The sequence below is a fragment of the Cupriavidus campinensis genome (assembly GCF_905397395.1).
In the GTDB taxonomy this organism is placed as follows: domain Bacteria; phylum Pseudomonadota; class Gammaproteobacteria; order Burkholderiales; family Burkholderiaceae; genus Cupriavidus; species Cupriavidus campinensis.
In genome coordinates, this window is the sequence record NZ_CAJPVH010000042.1 from 19,877 (window position 1) to 38,628 (window position 18,752).

Below are 18,752 nucleotides of genomic sequence, written 5' to 3' on the forward strand. Positions count from 1 at the left end.
CACCCCAATTACCGAGGCGGGAAGATTCCCGGACAACCATGCCAACCACAACGATCCTGCTGTTGGGCGTCACTTTCGCCATCGTCTTCGGCGCGGCCTGGGTCGCGATGATCGTGATGCGCCCGAACCCCGTGGTACGCCGGCTCGGCCAGATCGAGCGCGAGGCGCCCGGCGGCGCGCCGATCCCGGACGGCCGCCGCGAATGGATGCGCCAGATGGAGCGGCTGGCCCGGCCGCTGGCGCAGCTCTCGCTGCCGAAGGAGGGCTGGGAGAACTCCGCGCTGCGCACGCGCTTCATCCATGCCGGATGGCGCTCGCCCGAGGCAATTCCGCTCTACTTCGGCGCCAAGACCGTGCTCGCGTTCGGCCTGCCGATGGCGCTGTGGGTGGCGCTGGTCGGCGAGGTGGAAGCCGCGCGGCAGTCCGAATTCATGACAGGGCTGTTCGCAGTGGCGGTGGCGGGCTTCTACCTGCCCAACTTCGCGCTGCGCTGGAAGGTGCGCCACCGCCAGCGCGACATCTTCGAGTCCTTCCCGGACAGCCTGGACCTGATCATGGTCTGTGTGGAAGCCGGCCTGAGCCTGGATGCCGCGATCCTGCGCGTGGTGGCCGAGATGCGCACCGCCCGCCCGGCCATGGCCGAGGAATACGAGCTGCTGACGCTGGAACTGCGCGCCGGCCTGCCGCGTGACAAGGCGCTGCGCAACCTGTCGGCGCGCACCGGCGTGGAGGATGTGAGCATGCTGGTGGCGATGCTGATCCAGGCGGACCGCTTCGGCACCAGTGTGGCGGAATCGCTGCGCGTGCATTCGGACATGCTGCGCACCAAGCGCCACTCGCTGGCCGAGGAACGCGCGGCCAAGATCGGCACCAAGATCCTGTTCCCGCTGATCTTCTGCATCTTCCCGTCGCTGTTCGTGGTGCTGCTCGGGCCGGCCGCCATCCAGGTGGTGACCGCCCTGCGCAGCGTGGCCAGCAACTGACCCCGCCGGAGACCGCCATGCGCCGACCTGCCTCCCTCCACCTTCGCCGCCTTCGCACCCTTCCCCCCCGGCACCACCAGCCGGGCGGCCCGCGCCACGCCGGCGCCGCCGCCGTGGAATTCGCGCTGATCTTTCCGCTGCTGCTGTTCATCGTCTTCGGCGTGATCGAGTTCGGCACCGCGCTCTATGACAAGTCCGTGGTCACCAACGCCAGCCGCGAGGCCGCCCGCGCCGGCGTGGTGCTGAAGTCCCCGGCAATGACCAGCGCCCAGATCAAGCAGGTGGCGCTCAACTACTGCACCAACAAGCTGGTCACCTACGGCGCCGCCGCCACCTGCACCTTCCCGCTGACGGTCTCGCCATGCGCATCGACCGGGACCGCGCTGACCGTGCAGGTGTCGTACACGTTCAACGGCCTGCTGCTCGGCCCGCTGATCCGGCCCTTCACCGGGCCGCTGACGATCAACGCGCTCACCACCATGCTGTGCGAGTAGCCCAATCCAGAGACAGGAGGTGTGCCATGCGCCAGGAAACCCCGCAGCAGAACCCGCCACGCGCCCGACCGACCCGCCGGCAGCGCCAGCGCGGCGCCATCGGCATCATGATGCCGTTCATGCTGATCTCGGTGCTGTCGGTGGGCGCGCTGGCGGTGGATGTCGCCCATCTGGCCATCGTGCGCAACGAGTTGCAGAATGCCGCCGATGCTGCCGCGCTGGCCGGGGCGGCCGGGTTGTTCCCGGCCAATCCCAATCCCGCCTGGACCACCGGCGTTACCAAGGGCACGAACGCCATCAGCCTGAACAAGGCCGCCGGGGTCACGCTGACCAGCGGCACGGTGCAGGCCGGCTACTGGAACCTGACCGGCACGCCGGCCGGGCTCCAGCCGCAGGACATCACGCCGACATCCAATGACGTGCCAGCGGTGCAGGTGACCATCAGCCGGGGCGCCGGCAGCAACGGCGGGCCGGTGCCAACCCTGCTGGCGCAGATCTTCGACGGTGCCGCGGCGAGCACCACGGCCACCGCCGTGGCGGTGATCGCGGCGCCGGGCATCATCGGCAACGGCGGGCTGTTCCCGGTAGCCCTGAGCCAGTGCCTGTACAACAACTTCTGGGACAGCGCCACCAACCAGCCCAAGCTCGATCCGGCCACCAACAAGCCCTATGTGTTCCGCATCGGCTCCGCCTACCACTACGGGCCGTGCGAATCGGGCCAGTGGACCACGTTCAAATCCACCGACAACAGCGCCACCGCCACGCGCGACCTGATCCAGACCGGCAACCCGGCGCCGGTGGCCATCGGCGACCAGATCTGGATGCAGGACGGCACCAAGACCTCGAACTACAACTATGTCGGGGTCAACCAGGACTACCTGCTGCCGGTCACCTCGTCGCTCAACCCGGGCTCGCTCGGCCCGGTCACCGCCTTCGCGGCGTTCCATATCACCGCCTCGGTGGGCGGCAGCGGCAAGTACATCGAGGGCTACTTCATCCCCAACTTCAAGGTCACGAACAGCGGCGGCGGCGTCGGGCCGTACTACGGCGGCTACGTCCCCCCGCGCCTGGCCCGCTAGCCAGGACAGGAGCCAGTGGCACGGCCGGGTCTCCCGGGCACGGCCAGCCCCTCGCGCTGCCCCCCATGAGCAGCGCCGAGGCCCCCCTGGCTCCTCTTTTGCAGCCTGGTCTTGACCAGGCTGTCTTTTTTTTGAAGAATCGACCGCACATCCACATGGCGAGTCCGGGAGCCCCCATGAAGTTGCGCATCCTCAGCGACATCCACCTGGAGCACAACCAGACCGACGCCGTCCCCGCGTGCGCGGCGGACCTCGTGATCCTGGCCGGCGACATCGCCAACGGCCGCGACGGCATCGACTGGGCCGCCCGCACCTTCGATGTGCCGGTGGTCTACGTGCCCGGCAACCACGAGTACTACGAGAACGACTTCGACACCGTGGACCGTCTGATGGCCGAGGCGGCCGAGGCAGCGCCCAACGTGGCGCTGCTCAACGGCGCCGTGGCCGAGTACGCCGATGCTGACGGCCGCCCGGTGCGCGTGATCGGTACCACCTGGTGGACCGACTACTGCCTCTTTGGCACCGACCGCATCGACGACGCCATGCAGGCCTGCGCCCGCGTGGTGGTGGACCACCGGCTGATCGAGACCACTGACGCGGCCGGCCAGCACCGCCCCTACACCCCCGCCGACGCCCTGGCCCGCCACCGCGCCGCTACCGCCTGGCTGACGGACACGCTGGCCGAACCCTTCGACGGCAAGACCGTGGTCGTCACCCACCACGGCCCCGACCTCGGCAGCCTGGACCCCCGCTACGCCCACGACATCGTCTCCGCCGGCTTCCTCTCCCGCCGCCCCGACCTCGTGGCCCAAGCCGACCTCTGGATCCACGGCCACACCCACACCAGCTTCGACTACTGGATCGACCAGTCCCGCGTGGTCTGCAACCCGCGCGGGTATATATCGCGACGGACCGGAAACCCGGAGAACCCGGTGTTTGACTGGGGGCGGGTGGTGGAGATCTAGACCACCACGTACTTTCTTTAAATCGATCGCAAAACGCGCCAACAGGTGCCGATTGCGGCACGAAAACTGGACATGCTCACGCCGCGCCCGACATAGTGGCCGCTCTTCTGACAGCGAGGAGCAGTGATGGGCAGACCTTCGTTTCAAGCCGTCTGGAATGCGTTTGTGGCCGTTAGGGTTCCGGTTCGAGCGGTTGGCAAGCTGATTGGCGGAAACGTCCAGATGAATATCGAAATGCCGGACGGCTTCGAGAACGCATGTGCCATCAGGATGAGCTATGTCCTGAACAAGACCGGATTTCCGATTCGCAAGACATCGAAGTTCCGCATGGTGAGCGGTGGTGATCGGCAACAGTACATCTACCGCGTCGACGACATGCTTGCTTATCTTGAGCACAACCTTGGTAGACCTGACAAGACTGTCCATTCGCCTCGACCGGTCGCATTTGCGAACATGCGCGGCATCTTGGTCGTCAAAGGGTATGGATGGATTGGCGCTCACGGGCATGCGACGCTGTGAGATGGGGCGCAATGTGTAGACAAATGCCATTTCGCCAACGACCCTGACAATGGGACGTTCATACCCAAAACCGCCTCCCTATGGAAACTCCCATGAGGAAGATCGGAATCGCGGTCATATGCGCGACATTCGTAACGTCGGCCTATGCAGACGGAAGACCATCCCAGTCGGCTGAAAATACACATCCCTTGCAAAGATTCTCGCAACGTACGCTGCTGAAAAACTGGGCCTTGAGCGCTTGCCTTGCAAGAATTGCGACGAGCCCGGCTGACAGAGCCGATGCCAGGGCAACGGCAGGCGCCTACTTCGAATTTGGGAAGCAACCGATCGAAAGCTACGACGCCATCCGAACCCTCATCGGCAAGTTCGTCGCCCGTAAATACGGCTCGAAGCCCGAGATCGGCGAGACGCCCACGGAGTTGAACACCATGAAATGCATCGACCTGTTCTACAGCAAGGAACTGGACCAATTGGTGCGCAAACAGCCCCGGGTCAACTAGCGCCTACCTGCGAAGCTACCCCCAAAACAAAAACCCCCGCGAGCTTGCGCCCGCGGGGGTTTTTGTCAGACGTTGACGAGACCCGGAGGCCCCGTCTGGTCCGGCGTGATTTACATCATGCCGTCCATGCCGCCCATGCCGCCCATGCCGCCCGGCATGGCCGGAGCCGACTCTTCCTTCGGCGATTCCGCCACGGCGCAGTCCGTGGTCAGCATCAGCGAAGCCACCGAGGCGGCGTTCTGCAGCGCGGTGCGGGTCACCTTGGTCGGGTCCAGCACGCCCATTTCCACCAGGTCGCCGTACTCGCCCGAGGCAGCGTTGTAACCGTAGTTACCCTTGCCTTCGATCACCTTGGCCACCACGACCGAAGCCTCTTCACCAGCGTTCAGCACGATCTGGCGCAGCGGCTCTTCCATGGCGCGCAGCACGATCTTGATACCGGCGTTCTGGTCAGGGTTTTCGCCTTGCAGGGCCGAGATCGCAGCGCGGGCGCGCAGCAGGGCCACACCACCGCCGGGGACGATGCCTTCTTCCACGGCAGCGCGGGTGGCGTGCAGCGCGTCTTCCACGCGTGCCTTCTTTTCCTTCATTTCGACTTCGGTGGCAGCGCCAACCTTGATCACGGCAACACCGCCGGCCAGCTTGGCCACGCGCTCTTGCAGCTTTTCACGGTCGTAGTCCGAGGTGGCTTCCTCGATCTGGGCGCGGATCTGCTTCACACGGCCTTCGATGGCCGAGCCGTCGCCGGCACCGTCGATGATGATGGTGTTTTCCTTGCCGATCTCGATGCGCTTGGCCTGGCCCAGGTCCTGCAGCGTGGCCTTTTCCAGCGTCAGGCCGATTTCCTCGGCGATGACGGTACCGCCGGTCAGGATGGCGATGTCTTCCAGCATGGCCTTGCGGCGGTCGCCGAAGCCCGGGGCCTTCACGGCGGCGGTCTTCAGGATGCCACGGATGTTGTTCACCACCAGCGTTGCCAGGGCTTCGCCCTCGACGTCTTCGGCGATGATCAGCAGCGGACGGCCAGCCTTGGCCACTTGCTCCAGCACCGGCAGCAGGTCACGGATGTTCGACACCTTCTTGTCGAACAGCAGGACGAACGGGCTGTCCAGGGCAACAACCTGCTTTTCCGGGTTGTTGATGAAGTACGGCGACAGGTAGCCGCGGTCGAACTGCATGCCTTCCACGACTTCCAGCTCGTCGGCCAGCGACTTGCCGTCTTCCACGGTGATCACGCCTTCCTTGCCAACCTTGTCCATGGCTTCGGCAATGCGCTCGCCGATCGAGGCGTCGCTGTTGGCCGAGATCGCGCCAACCTGGGCGATTTCCTTGCTGGTGGTGGTGGGCTTGGACAGCTTCTTCAGCTCTTCCACGGCAGCGCCGACAGCCTTGTCGATGCCGCGCTTCAGGTCCATCGGGTTCATGCCGGCGGCCACGAACTTCATGCCTTCGCGGACGATCGACTGGGCCAGCACGGTAGCGGTGGTGGTACCGTCACCGGCGTTGTCGCTGGTCTTGGAAGCCACTTCCTTGACCATCTGCGCGCCCATGTTCTGGAGCTTGTCCTTCAGTTCGATTTCCTTGGCCACGGACACGCCGTCCTTGGTCACGGTCGGGCCGCCGAAGCTGCGCTCCAGCACCACGTTGCGACCCTTCGGGCCCAGGGTCACCTTCACTGCGTTGGCGAGAATGTTCACGCCTTCGACCATCTTGGCACGGGCGGCGTCGCCAAACACTACGTCTTTTGCTGCCATGTTCTGTTTCTCCTGATCTGTACGAGTGACGCGTGGATTACTTGTTGACCACGGCCATGATGTCTTCTTCGCGCATGACCAGCAGTTCCTGGCCATCCACCTTCACGCCCTGGCCGGCATACTTGCCGAACAGCACGCGGTCACCCACCTTGACGTCGAGGGCAATGTTGTTGCCCTTGTCATCCTTCTTGCCGGGGCCGATGGCGAGGACTTCGCCTTGATCGGGCTTCTCGGCAGCATTGTCGGGAATCACGATGCCGGATGCGGTCTTGGTTTCATTGTCCAGACGCTTCACGATCACACGGTCGTGCAGAGGACGCAGGTTCATACGGACTCCTAGGTACAAAAAGTGAGTTTTGATTCACAAATGGCCGTCTGAAGGCGACGGCCAACGAGTTTTCGGGTACCGCGAGGGCTCTGTTAGCACTCACCCCCGGGGAGTGCTAATTATAGGGACGAGGGTTGTCGTTTTCAAGACAAGGGCTGAATACGGGGTTTCCCTAGGCAAGGGTTTACCCTATAGCTTATGATCCGCCGCAACCGTGGAGTCTATATCTTGGCGAATCCCTTTCCGATGCCGATGCCGATGCCGATGCCGAACGACCCGGACCTCGTGCCGGGCATGCCCTACCGCCACTACAAGGGCGGCGCCTACCGTGTGACCGGCCTGGGCCGCTTCGAGGCCGACCTGGCGCCCGTGGTGGTCTACGAGTCCATGCGCGACCGCTCGATCCTGTGGGTGCGCACGGCGGAAGTCTTCACCGAGCCGGTGCGGACCGACGCGGGCGAGATGCCCCGCTTCGCGCCGGACTGGCCGGCCGCGCTGGCCTGTCTGGACTTCCTGCCGCGCCAGACCGTGCTCCAGGCGCTGGCGCTCTATGAGGCGCCCTATCGCCGCTACCACGACCGCACCCATGTGCTCGAGATGTTCGAGGTGGCGCACGCCCGGGGCCTCGCGCTGAGCCCGGCGCAGGCGCTGGCGGTGCTGTTCCATGACGCGGTGTACGTGCCCGGCTGCGAGCACAACGAAGCCGCTTCGGCGGCGTTGATCGAAACGATGGTGGGGGATGTGGATGCCGACGTGCTCCGCCAGGCCATGCAGATCGTCCTGGACACCCGCACGCACACGCCGACCGCGCCCGACGCGGCCACGGTGCTCGATCTGGACCTGTACCGGCTGGCGGCCCCCGCCGAGGCGTTCGATGCCTACACGGCCGCCGTGTTCGAGGAGAACCGCGCGCTGCTGGCCCGCCGCACCGGGCTGGCGGGCGCGGCGCTGCACGCCGCCTTCATGGCGCGCCGCGTGGAATTCCTCACCACGCTGGCGCAGCGCGAGCGGCTGTTCCTGACGCCCGCGTTTGCCGATGCCGAGCAACCCGCGCGCGACAATATCGCCCGGATCATCGCCCGGATTGCGGCCGCCCTGCCCCAGGCTTAGTCGAGTCCGCTGCTGTCGAGGTAGCTCAGCGCCTCGCGCACCTCGCGGCGCGCCTTGAGCACATAGCCGACCCGGCGGTCACGAATCACGAGGACGAGTACTTCGGCCTGCACCATCTCGCCGAAGTGATGGGCCGCGCGATGGAGGGTGAGCCCGGCAAGCTGGGCGAGCTGGTCGGCCGGCAGGCCGTCATCGCCGGCCTCGAGCAAGGCGCGGCAGATGGCCGCGCGCGCGGGCACGGCGAGCAGCGCAAACGTCAGCGCGCTTTCCTGAGTGGCCATGGCCAACCCCGTGTCGTGATGGTTGCGTTCGTTTGTACCGTGCTGACGCGGCAAACGCAAGTCTGCGGTCCGGGTGTTGCGCTGACCCCTCATCCGGCAGGCCGTGCCGGTCACCACGCGTATCGCACGCCCACACGCACCGCGTACTGGTAGTAATCCTGCTGGCCCCATGCGCCGGACACGCTGGTCCAGCCCGACCACGACTTGTTCAGCGCCAGGTTCATGCCCACCTTGGCTTCGAAGCGGTTGCGCGGGTACATCGAACCCAGTTGCACCTGGTTGAAGGCGATGTGGCTCTCGGTGTCCGAGTACCACCAGTTGAGCGTGACATAGGGTTGCAGCTTGCGACCGTCTTCGCGCACGAACGTGCGGTGCGTTCGCACGCCCAGCCGCGTCAGGATGCCGCTCGCACTGGCGCCACGCACGCGGGTGCCGTTCGGCTCGTCGATGTCGCTCTCGTTGTAGTCGACGTAGATCAACTGCGCCTGCGGTTCGACGACCCAGCCGCCGCGCAGCGGCATGGCATAGCCGACCTCGCCAGACACCGCCAGCCCGTTCGCGCTGTACTTCACCGTGGGCAACTGGTCGCCTTCCACGCGGTTGCTGAACCAGCCGTACTGGAACCATGCGTCGGCATAGGCGCCGTGCTTCTTCTCGTCGTCCTGGTACCAGGTGCCGTAGATCCCGAGGCTCCAGCCCTCGACCTTGCCTTTCGCGTGTGCACTGTTGGCTTGCGCCTCGGCATCGCTGCTGGCGTAGCCGTAGCTGCCCATCACGCCCGCATGCAGGCGGCTCGCCACGCCGCCCGCCTGCCACGTCGCCAACTCCGCGCCGCCTTGCAGCAGGAACGAATCGGTGCTGGTCTTGAACACGCCATCCTTGCTACGCCCGCCTTCCCACTTGCCCACCATGCGCAGCCAGCCCGCACCCGGCTTGCCTTGCCCCACGAGGCCCACCCCCTCCGCATACTGCGGCTCGCCGCGGCGATCATGCAGGCTATGCACGAACATCTGGCCCGACAGGCGTTGATTGGCAAGATACGCGCCCACCTCTGGCCGATACAGCGGACGTACCGGCCTGGGCACATCGGGCACAGGGTCCGGCGCAGGGCTCGGAGCGGGGCCCGGCGCGGGGTCGGGCGGCGGCGGAGGCGGGTCCTGCTCGGAGCGCAGGTACCAGGCTTGCGGCGCGGTGCCGTCGATGCTGCCCCGGAACAACCGGTATTCATAAGGGCCAGCCACCGCGCGGCCGTCGATCGAGAACGCACCGGCCTGCGTCGTGCCGCCGTTGATCGTATCGACGAGCTGGATGCCGCTCGCGCTCGTGACCAGCCCCGGCCCCCCCGCATTCGTCACCCGTAGCCTGGACGTGCCGGAGGCGGTCCCGCCGTCGATCACCAGCTTGTCCGATGGCGAGCCATCGCCACCCAGATAGGTGTTGAGCCCGATGACGCCGTCGCCGCTGTACTGGCCGACGGTCAGCGTCTTGAACACCCCGCCCACCGGTGCGGAGAACAGGATCTGGCTTGGGTCGTTGTTGAGCGTCGTGAGCCGCGAGTCGCCGGTGAGGTTCCACGTGCTGTCCCGCAGGACGAGATTCGACGTACTGCCTGCCTCGGTCAGCGCCGCACCGGTCAGCGTGGAGCCGGCGTCAGCATTCAGGTTCAGCGTGCCGCCACCCGTGACGTTGAACAACGCCGCGCTGCCATGCAATGATGACGTTGTCATCGACACGTTCATCGTCCCCCCGTTCATGGCAATGCCAGCGCCCTGCTGGGAGACGAGGGTCGAACCCGCAGCGGTCAGCGTGCCCGCGCCGCCGGCCGCTTCGTATTGCACCGCGTTGGCGCCGGCGCCGCTGGCCGTGACCGTGCTGTCGACCAACGACAGCACACTGTCGCCACGCACACGAACGCCATGCGACCCCGTACCGCTTGTGTTGACGGTGACCCCGGTCGCCGCGAGTGAGGCGCCGCCCACGGACGCGCCTGGAATGATCGCCGCATCCGGATCATTCACGGCACCCACCTGGTCAGGTTCGCCCGAGCCCACCGTGCTGAGGCCCACGGCGTCATTGCCCGTCGTTGTCACGGAACCACCGTTCATGACAAGTCGCGCGGCGTTCCTCGCCGTAGCGCCTTCGCTGCCCACGCCACGCGTGGTCACGGCGACGTTGCCCGCGGTCAGCGTGGTCTGCGTGATGGCAACCAGCCCGATGGCGCCATCACCCGACGTCTCCACCGAACCGCCCGTCATCGTTACGGATGCCGGCGTGCCCGTTCCCGCGCCCGCAGCACGTGCTCCATAGGCGGTGGCGCCAGACGTGCTGATCCGCACGCCATCGGCCACGACCACGCCACCTGCCCCGCCCGCACTGTCGCCGTAGGCCACCAGACCGTCACCGTCAGCGCCCGTCGTCGTCACCGTGCCGCCGCTTACCTGGACACGCCCTGCGGTCAACGCCACGACACCCGCACTGCCAGGGCCCCGCGCTGTCATGCTCGTATTGGTCACTGTGGTCACGCCGCCGGCAATCGCGTTGGCGGCCCGCGCCTGGTTTCCATCGGCTTCAATCGACAGGTCGCGGGCGTTGATCGTCGATTGCACGTCTTGCGCGACAAGCCCCCGCGAAAACCCGCCGGCCGCCAGGACGAAGCCGCCCACCAAGTCGAGCTTCGCGCCAGTATCAGCCACCACCGCGGTGCGCAGCCCGCCCGTGGCAATGACCTCGATGGTCCCTCCCGTGTTGTCGAACGTTCCGGCTGCGCCGCCGCGCACCCATAACCCGGTACCTGCCACGCGTATCAACCCTGCGTTGGTGCCTGCCAGCGTATTGGCGCTGAAGACGACCCCATTCAGGCCAGAAACCTGGCCCGTGGCGCCCTGCGTGAACGTCCCGCCCTGCACGAAGATGACCGTGTCCTGCCCCCCTTGCAACAGTCCGTTGTTGGTCACCGTGCCGGGCGCGCCCATGTGGATGGCACGGTCTCCGCTGGAGATCGTGGCGCCGGCGTGATTGATCACCGTCGCCCCGCTATTCGCGTACAAGCCGCCGAATGGTCCGACCCCCGTCGTTGCCGAGGTGCTCACCGTGCCGTAATTCTCGAAGCGTGAGCCACCCGGAGTGAGAGCGCCAAGGGAGATCCCGTCATTGGTTCCCGTGATCGTGCCGCGATTGACGAGATTCCAGTTCCGCGTGTTATTCGCATTCAGGCCATCATCCGTGGCTACCGCGATAACGGTACCGGCGGGCGCCTCAAAGTTCGTCGCCGCAGGATCGAGCGTCTGCAAACGGACCGTGGAGGTCGAGGATGGAACGGTGACGACTTGCGCATGAAGCAGTGAATATGGCGCCACCAGCGTTGCCGCAGCGAGCTTCGCTTTGAAGGTTTTCATATGCGCCCTCTCTAGAAACATCCTTGTCAGAGTCTGCGTGGACTGCGCCATCACGCGGCATCGGCGTGAAAGTACAACCATCCTAGGCGCTGAAAGAGGTACGTCAAATGATGATGTTTTACATCGCCACAACACATCCTCGGGGGATGTGCGAGTGACTGCGCGCGACAATTCAGGCCCGTCAGATTCGGGGCGGAACACTACTGTCAGAGGAGGATGGAGGCGCGGCGTCGCCGCTGGCACGTAACAGCGGTGTCGCTGTCGGTGATGGCCCCTCTCCCACTTGCAGGATGCATGGCAGGAGAGGGGCGGGAGGTGAGGAACGATATCTGGCCGACGCGGCCAGCGCGCCTCAGACCACGAACGGCAACTGGCGCTGGCGCTTGCCGGTGAGGCGGAACAGCGCGTTGGCCACCGCCGGCGCGATGGCCGGCACGCCCGGTTCGCCAAGGCCGGTCGGGTTGTCCTGCGAGGGGACGAAGAACACGTCCACCTGCGGGGCATCCGGCATGCGCGGCGGCGGGTAGTCGGGGAAGTTGCTGTTCTTCACCGCGCCGTTCTCGATCTCGATGGCAAACCCGGGCCGGGTCATCGACAGCCCGAACACGCAGCCGCCCTGGATCTGCGCCTCGGCCGAGAGCGGATTGACCACGCGGTTGGCATGCACGCCGGCGGTCACGCGGTGCACGCGCGGCTCACCTTTGACCACCGACACGTCCACCACATAGGCCACCACCGAGCCGAACGACTCGTGCACGGCCACGCCCCAGGCATGCCCCTTCGGCAGCTTCTTCTTGCCGTAGCCGGACTTGTCCACCGCCAGCTGCAGCGCGGCGCGGTGCCGGGCGTGCTTCTGCGGGTCCAGCCGGGCCAGGCGCCACGCCACCGGGTCCTGCTTGGCGGCGGTGGCCATCTCGTCGGCCAGCGTCTCCTTGACGAAACCCGTGTGCGTGTTGCCCACCGAGCGCCACCAGAGCACCGGCACGTCCACCTTCGGATGGTGCACGGCCAGTTGCAGCGGCAGGTCGTAGTCGTTCTCGACGATGCCCTCGGTCATCGTCGCGTCCACGCCGTTCTTGACCATCATCGGCTCGAACGGCGTGCCGGCGATGATCGACTGGCCGACGATGGTGTGCTGCCAGCCCACCACGCCGCCCTTGGCGTCCACGCCAATGCGCGCGCGGTGCACGTGCAGCGGCCGGTAGTAGCCGCCCTTGATGTCGTCCTCACGGCTCCACATCACCTTGAGCGGCTCGGTGTGGCCGTTGCCGATCCACGTGCGCAGCACGTTGGCGGCCTCGACCAGATAGTCCGAGGTCGGCACCGCGCGCCGGCCGAAGCCGCCGCCAGCCATCATCGTGTTCAGCGTGACCTTCTCCGGCGCCAGCCCCAGCGTGCGGGCGATGGCGGCCTGGTCGATGGTCTGGAACTGCGAGCCCACCCACACCTTCACCGCCGTGGCCTTGTTGCCGGCCACCTCGGCCTGCATGGTGCAGTTGAGCGGCTCCATCGGCGCGTGGGCCAGGTACGGCAGGCGGTATTCGGCGTCGATCACCTTCGCCGCGCCCTTGAGCGAGGCGTCGATGCCCTCCAGCGGCTTCGCCACCGTGCCCGGCTGCGTGGCCAGCTTGCTGTACTGGTCGAACAGCGCGGCGGTGCTCACCGTCGAGCCGCTGTCTTCCCAGACGATCTCCAGCGCCTCGCGCGCGGTCTTGGCCGGCCAGTAGCCGTCGGCCACCACGGCCACGCCGGTGCCGCCGCGGTCCACGGGCACCAGCATCACATCGACCACGCCCTTGATCTTGCGTGCGCGGTCGGCGTTGAACGACTTGACCTTGCCGCCAAAGCGCGGCGGGCGGGCCACCACGGCCACGACCATGTCCTTGAGCCGGGTGTCGATGCCGAACACGGCGTCGCCGTGCAGCTTGGCGGCCGAATCCAGGCGCGGCGTGGGCTTGCCGACGATGCGGAACTGCGCCGGGTCCTTGAGCGTGACCTGCGCCGGCACGGGCAGGCCCATGGCGGCGTTGGCCAGCTCGCCATAGGTGGCGCGATGGCTGCCGGAGGTGACCACGCCGAGCGACGTGCTGCAGCTCGCCGGGTCCACCTTCCACTGCTGCGCCGCCGCCGAGATCAGCATCGCCCGGGCGCGCGCGCCCAGTTCGCGGTACTGCTGGAACGAGTGGTTCAGGGCCGTGGAGCCGCCTGTCATCTGGATGCCGAAGGCCGGGTCCTTGTACGCGTCGCCGGCCGGGGCCAGCACCGCGCGCACGTTCTTCCAGTCCACGTCCAGTTCCTCGGCCAGCGCCATCGGCAGGGCCGTCTGCACGCCCTGGCCGAACTCGAGCCGGTTCACGGCCACCGTCACGGTGTTGTCCGGGGCGATGATCAGGAACGCCTGCGGCGCGGACGGCGCCTTGGGCGCGCCCTCCTCAGCCTGGGCGACCGTGCTGAGGCCGGCCATCCCGCCAATTCCGATCGCCAGCCCGCCGCCGGCCATCCCGCCCAGCTTCAGGAAGCTGCGCCGCGAGAGCGGCGCAATGCCTTCGGCCGGCGCGGACGCCTCGGTCACCGGCGCGCCGCTGCCGCCGGCCAATGCTTCAATGCCACGAATTCGCATGATGATTCCCCGCTCAGGCGATGGCCCGGGCGGCATCCTTGATGGCCGCGCGAATCCGTTGATAGGTGCCACAGCGGCAGACGTTGCCGGCCATGGCCTGGTCGATGTCGGCGTCGGTGGGGCGCGGCTTGCTGCGCAGCAGGCCCACGGCGCTCATCACCTGCCCGTTCTGGCAGTAGCCGCACTGGGCCACATCGTGGCGCAGCCAGGCGTCGAGCACGGCGCGGCCGATCTTGTCGTCCGGCATCGATTCGATGGTGCCGACCTTGCTGCCGGCCACGGCCGAGATCGGCATCACGCAGCTACGCGTGGCCTGACCGTTGATGTGGACCGTGCAGGCGCCGCAGGCGGCCATGCCGCAGCCGAACTTGGTGCCGGTCATGCCGAGGTTGTCGCGCAGGGCCCAGAGCAGTGGCGTGGACGGATCGGCGTCCACGTCCACGGTCTTGCCGTTGAGGGTGAGGGTAGTCATTGCGGGGAACTCCTTGGGTGCGTTGCCCTTAGTCTTCTTGCATCGCACCGCCGGGCTCGTTGGCATGCAACGTGGCACGGGATCCCTGGCCACCCGGCGGCGCCCACGGAGGATAGAACAAATTCGAGAAACGTGCGTCGGCCCCCGCACATGGGTTGGCGTGCACCGGGATGGGGCGAAACCGAGGTTTGCTGGCCCTGCTATTTAATAGCGTGCCCCTTCTATTTAGTCGCGGACAAATAGAGATGCAGCGCGTTGAGATCGGTGTCGTTCATCTTGGCGAACGACGAGAACGGCATGACCCGGCTCACGTCGGTGCCGTCGGGGCGCTTGCCGGTGCGCATCATGGCGACGAACTGGTCCGGCTGGGGGTAGCGCTTCATCACGCCGTTCGGGCGCAGGTCGGCGGCCGGCGGCCAGTCGGGCGGGGCACCGGGGATATGGCCGCCGCGCAGGTCGCCGCCATGGCAGCCCATGCAGGCGTTGGCCATGTACTGGCCATAGGCCGGCGTCACCGCGGCGGCAATCGCGGGCGCGGGCGGCAGGTCATGGTTGATCTTCTCGGCGGCGTCCCGGATCACGCCTGCGCCGTACAGCCCCTGCGCGAACCACGGGAAGCGCACTTCGGCCGGCTGCCCGTTGGCCGGCGGCAGGCTGCGCACGTAGGCCACCAGCGCGCCGAAGTCCTCATTTGAAAGCCGGTTGTAATCCTCGCTCGGCATGATCAGCAGCGGCCGGCCCGACTGCGCCACGCCGTGGCGGATGGCGCGGTCCCAGTCCTCGGGGCGGTATCGGGCGACGTCGGGGTTGGCCTGGGTGATGTCGGGCGCCCGCACGCGCAGGCCGTTGGGCTCGTCGAAGACCTGCTTGCCGGCGCCCTTGGCGCCGTGGCAGTCCATGCAGCCGCGCGATTCGTAAAGATATTTGCCATGGGCAATGGCGGCGGCGTCGGTGGGAATCGTCACCGGGGCCACGCTGACGTCCACCGTCCGCGCGAGCTTGCGTCCGCCCCACCAATAGGTACTGCCCACGGCCACCGCCACCACGACAACGAAGGCAATCGACGCCGAACTGGCGATGCGGAAGAATCGCGCAATATCCATGGGTTCCCCTCTCCGTGGCGGAGGCACGGCCGCCGCGCGGCCCGCCCCGGCCTGATTGCAGCCGGAACGGGGCGCGGATTCTGTGCGCGATGATACAGACGCCGACCGCCCGCGGCATCGGGTCTTCCCCACCCCCTACCAAAAAATGCGCCCGAGCGCCAGCCCCAACAACGCCCCGCCATGCCCCGTATCTCGGGTCTGGTCCGCCCCGCAGAACGACTACATTGCGCCATACGCTGGGCAGGGGTGCGACCATTGCGCCGGCGCCCGCCGTATCCCGGACCGCCTCCTGATGCACAGGGGCAGCCATCGACAACACAAGACATGACGCCAGAGACGGCCGCGAACCCCCTCCAACCCCCGCCACCGGCGGCTGCCCCGTGGCGGCGGCCGCTGCAGGGCGGGCTGCTGGCACTGTGCACGCTCGGCGGGGTGGCAGCCATCTGGGCCGGCCACGAGCTGCTGGTCTCGGCCGCGCTGGTGACGGTCTTCCCGGCCTGCATCGCCTTCATGAGCGCGCAGAATCGCAAGAGCCGCGCCAACCTGCGCAGCAGCGAGCAACGCTTCCGCCAGGCGCTGGAGCATTCCGCCATCGGCATGGCGCTGGTTGGGCTGGATGGGCGCTGGCAGCTGGTGAACCGCGCCATGTGCGAGCTGCTCGGGTACACGCCCGAAGAGTTCCGCGAGACCCCGTTCCAGCTGATCACCCACCCGGACGACCTGGGCGCCGACCTGCGCCAGCTGGAGCGCCTGACCGCCGGCGAGATCGACGCCTACCGCATGGAAAAGCGCTACCGCCACAAGGACGGCCGCTACCGCTGGGCGCTGCTGGCCGTGTCGATGGTGCGCAACGAGCAGACCGGCCACCCGGACCACTACATCGCCCAGGTGGAGGACATCCACCGCCGCAAGCTGGACCACGAACGCATGGAACAACTGGCGCGCCGCATGGAACTGGCCGTGGAAGCCGGCGGCGTGGGCATCTGGGAATGGGATTTCACCAACGCCACCATCACCTGGGATGCCCGCATGCACGCGCTGCACGGCACCCCGGTGGAGCTGGGCGCGCCCACGCTGGCGCAGTGGATTGCCATGCTGCACCCCGAGGACGTGAGCCGCGTCAGCACCGAGATGCGCCAGGCGATTCGCGGCGTGCATCGCTTCGATACCGAATACCGCGTGGTATGCCCCACCGGCGAGGTGCGCCACGTGCGCGCCATGGCCATGGTCTCGCACCACGAGGATGAGGACGAAGGTAACCACGGCGGCGGCGCCAGCACAGGCACCCCCACGCGCCGCGGCATGACGCGCGCGCTGGTCGGCACGAACTGGGACATCACCGAGCAGCGCCGCCTGAACCGCGCGCTGTTCGAGGAGAAGGAGCGGCTGCACATCACCCTGCGCTCGATTGGCGACGCGGTGATCTGCACGGACCGCGTGATGCGCGTGACCTTCATGAACCCCATCGCCGAGCAGCTCACCGGCTGGAGCCTGGACGCCGCGATGGGCCAGCCGCTCGAGCAGGTCTTCCGCATCGTCGATGAAATCACCGGCGTGACCATCCCCAGCCCGGTGGAGCAGTGTCTGCAGACCCTGCGCCCGGCCTACCTCCAGGAAGGCGCGGTGCTGCAAAGCCTGACCGGCGAGCGCCATGACGTGCAGGACTCCGCCGCACCGGTGCTGACCAATGACGGCGGCGTGCTCGGCGCCGTGCTGGTGTTCCAGGACATCACCACCTCCCGGGCGCTCCAGCGCGAACTGGCCCACTCGGCCACCCACGACGCCCTGACCGGCCTGCCCAACCGCGCCTGGTTCGAAAAGCGCCTGCGCGAGTCCTGCGAGGCCGCCCGGCTGCACGGCCACCGCGCCGCGCTGTGCTTTATCGACCTGGACCGCTTCAAGATCGTCAACGACACCGCCGGCCACGGCGCCGGGGACGTGCTGCTGCGCGAACTGGGCTATGTGATCCGCCACCACGTACGCCCCGACGACCTGCTCGCCCGGCTGGGCGGCGACGAATTCGCGCTGCTGCTCAAGGACTGCTCGGTGGACCACGCCGAGCACGTGTGCCAGAAGGTCATCGACGCCGTGCACGAACGCCGCTTCCCGTGGGAAGGCCGTGTCTACGATGTGGGCGCCAGCATCGGCATCGCCGCCATCGACGCCGACGCCCCGCCGGTGGGCGAGCTGATGAGCCGCGCCGACGTGGCCTGCTACGCCGCCAAGGCTGCCGGCCGCAACCGGGTCTCGGTCTACCGGCGCGATGAAAGCGACGCGCGCCGCCATCACCGTGAGCTGGAGGTGGCCGCCGGCATCCATTCGGCCCTCGACGCCAACCGCTTCCGCCTCTACGCCCAGGAGATCCGCTCCCTGCGCGAGGGCGAGCAGGGCCGGCACGTCGAGATCCTGGTCCGCATGGTCGACGAGCAAGGCGCGCTGATCATGCCCGGCGCCTTCATTCCGGCGGCCGAGCGCTATGACCTGATGGGCCACATCGACCGCTGGGTGATCCGCAACGTGCTGCACCAGTACGGGCGGCGGCTGGCGGCGGTGCCGGGGCTGTCGGTGTCGATCAACCTGTCGGCCAACTCGCTGGGCGAGCCTTTCCTGCTGCCCTTCCTGCACGACGCCCTGCGCGACTCCGTGCTGCCCGCCAGCCGCATCCGGCTGGAGATCACAGAGACCGCGCTGATCAACAACATGACCGCCGCCAGCCGGCTGGTGGCGGAGATGCGCAGCACCGGCTGCACCGTGGCGCTGGACGACTTCGGCGCCGGCCTTTCGTCGTTTTCCTATCTGAAGCAGTTCCCGGTGGACTACCTCAAGATCGACGGCAGCTTCATCCGCAACCTCACCGGCAGCGTGGTGGACCGGGAGATCGTCAGCTCGATCAACGACATCGGCCACCGGCTGGGCGTGCAGACCGTGGCCGAGTCCGTGGAGGACGAGGAAACGCTGGGCACGCTGCGCGCGATTGGCGTGGACTACGCGCAGGGCTATGTGATCGGCCGGCCGGTGCCGGTGGAGCAACTGCTCGAGGCGTGGGAGCGCGAGGCGGACACGGCCTGACACCCTTGGGGTGCCGGCATCACACCGGCCCGCCCTGCCGTTCGGATTTCCGAATGGGCTTCCCACCCGGTTGTCCGGAT

At 67.3% G+C, this 18,752-nt stretch carries 15 protein-coding genes; 8 read left to right on the top strand and 7 right to left on the bottom strand.

What is annotated here, in order from left to right; genetic code table 11:
* Positions 1-38: 38 nt before the first annotated feature.
* From KHO18_RS20330 to KHO18_RS20355, 6 genes are all read left to right on the top strand, one after another.
* Entirely contained in the window at positions 39-983 is a 945-nt protein-coding gene (locus tag KHO18_RS20330) for a type II secretion system F family protein (RefSeq protein ID WP_144197383.1), read from the top strand.
* A gap of 17 nt (positions 984-1,000) precedes the next feature.
* Positions 1,001-1,477, top strand: a complete 477-nt coding sequence (locus KHO18_RS20335; protein ID WP_144197382.1) for a TadE/TadG family type IV pilus assembly protein — start codon at positions 1,001-1,003, stop codon at positions 1,475-1,477.
* A 26-nt stretch (positions 1,478-1,503) separates the two neighbouring features.
* Positions 1,504-2,556, top strand: a complete 1,053-nt coding sequence (locus KHO18_RS20340) for a TadG family pilus assembly protein (protein ID WP_244844940.1) — start codon at positions 1,504-1,506, stop codon at positions 2,554-2,556.
* A gap of 176 nt (positions 2,557-2,732) precedes the next feature.
* Positions 2,733-3,521 (top strand): metallophosphoesterase, encoded by a 789-nt coding sequence (locus tag KHO18_RS20345; RefSeq protein ID WP_144197381.1) that lies wholly within the window; start codon positions 2,733-2,735, stop codon positions 3,519-3,521.
* Between the two features lie 126 nt (positions 3,522-3,647).
* Positions 3,648-4,040, top strand: a complete 393-nt coding sequence (locus KHO18_RS20350) for a T6SS effector amidase Tae4 family protein (protein ID WP_211943774.1) — start codon at positions 3,648-3,650, stop codon at positions 4,038-4,040.
* Positions 4,041-4,132: 92 nt separating this feature from the next.
* A complete protein-coding gene (locus tag KHO18_RS20355) occupies positions 4,133-4,540 on the top strand; it encodes a T6SS amidase immunity protein Tai4 family protein (RefSeq protein WP_186296816.1) in 408 nt (135 codons plus the stop codon).
* Between the two features lie 110 nt (positions 4,541-4,650).
* On the opposite strand, the gene groL is transcribed toward KHO18_RS20355, so the two are convergent.
* A complete protein-coding gene (gene groL / locus KHO18_RS20360; protein WP_144197379.1) occupies positions 4,651-6,294 on the bottom strand; it encodes a chaperonin GroEL in 1,644 nt (547 codons plus the stop codon).
* A gap of 37 nt (positions 6,295-6,331) precedes the next feature.
* Positions 6,332-6,622, bottom strand: coding sequence for a co-chaperone GroES (gene groES, locus KHO18_RS20365; protein ID WP_008644494.1), 291 nt, complete (start codon positions 6,620-6,622; stop codon positions 6,332-6,334).
* A gap of 246 nt (positions 6,623-6,868) precedes the next feature.
* Between groES and KHO18_RS20370 the strand changes: the two genes are divergently transcribed.
* Positions 6,869-7,732 (top strand): DUF1653 domain-containing protein, encoded by an 864-nt coding sequence (locus KHO18_RS20370; RefSeq protein ID WP_244844948.1) that lies wholly within the window; start codon positions 6,869-6,871, stop codon positions 7,730-7,732.
* Here the strand turns inward: KHO18_RS20370 and KHO18_RS20375 are convergent.
* The 5 genes from KHO18_RS20375 to KHO18_RS20395 form a co-directional block, all read right to left on the bottom strand.
* A complete protein-coding gene (locus KHO18_RS20375; protein WP_144197378.1) occupies positions 7,729-8,013 on the bottom strand; it encodes a winged helix-turn-helix domain-containing protein in 285 nt (94 codons plus the stop codon). The two genes, KHO18_RS20370 and KHO18_RS20375, sit on opposite strands and share 4 nt — an antisense overlap.
* Positions 8,014-8,123: 110 nt before the next feature.
* Positions 8,124-11,036, bottom strand: a complete 2,913-nt coding sequence (locus tag KHO18_RS20380; RefSeq protein WP_186296815.1) for an autotransporter family protein — start codon at positions 11,034-11,036, stop codon at positions 8,124-8,126.
* 724 nt (positions 11,037-11,760) lie between these two features.
* The gene (locus tag KHO18_RS20385) at positions 11,761-14,028 is read right to left on the bottom strand and encodes a xanthine dehydrogenase family protein molybdopterin-binding subunit (protein ID WP_144197376.1); all 2,268 of its coding nucleotides are present in this window, start codon (positions 14,026-14,028) and stop codon (positions 11,761-11,763) included.
* A 13-nt stretch (positions 14,029-14,041) separates the two neighbouring features.
* Positions 14,042-14,500 (bottom strand): (2Fe-2S)-binding protein, encoded by a 459-nt coding sequence (locus KHO18_RS20390; protein WP_144197375.1) that lies wholly within the window; start codon positions 14,498-14,500, stop codon positions 14,042-14,044.
* A gap of 221 nt (positions 14,501-14,721) precedes the next feature.
* A complete protein-coding gene (locus KHO18_RS20395; RefSeq protein WP_144197374.1) occupies positions 14,722-15,603 on the bottom strand; it encodes a c-type cytochrome in 882 nt (293 codons plus the stop codon).
* Positions 15,604-15,927: 324 nt separating this feature from the next.
* Between KHO18_RS20395 and KHO18_RS20400 the strand changes: the two genes are divergently transcribed.
* On the top strand, positions 15,928-18,672 hold the full coding sequence (locus KHO18_RS20400; protein WP_244844942.1) for a diguanylate cyclase: 2,745 nt from the start codon (positions 15,928-15,930) through the stop codon (positions 18,670-18,672).
* Positions 18,673-18,752 lie beyond the last annotated feature (80 nt).